Here is a 311-nt window from a genome sequence, read left to right as displayed (position 1 = left end):
GCGACCGCGTGGCGACCTCGATCTTCGTCACCGGGTCGCGCGAAGGCTGGCGCAGCGGCTGGCCATCCGGGCCGACGTCATCGCAGCCTACCATGACGTCCTGATCGCCGGACACCGGCTCGCACTTGCCCAGGCCTTGACGGACCTCGCGCGCCGGACCGTCGACGTGGCGGGCAAGCGCGTCGCGGCCGGGAAGATATCGCCGATCGACGAGACACGGGCCCGCCTCGCGGCCGTCGATGCATCGACCGCGCTGACCCGGGCGGCGGCCCCGGGGGGGCGGGGCCCCCCCCCCGGGGAGGTAAAAAAAA

Annotated in this window: 1 protein-coding gene; it reads left to right on the top strand. The window is 73.6% G+C overall.

What is annotated here, in order from left to right:
- Positions 1–46: 46 nt before the first annotated feature.
- Positions 47–311, top strand: a 265-nt coding sequence (locus ACEN88_RS35050) for a TolC family protein (RefSeq protein ID WP_413347031.1), incomplete at its 3' end; no start/stop codon positions are given.

It is taken from the genome of Massilia sp. CT11-108, from assembly GCF_047302915.1.
GTDB lineage: Bacteria > Pseudomonadota > Gammaproteobacteria > Burkholderiales > Burkholderiaceae_D > Telluria > Telluria orientalis.
This window is presented reverse-complemented; position numbering and strand designations above follow the sequence as displayed.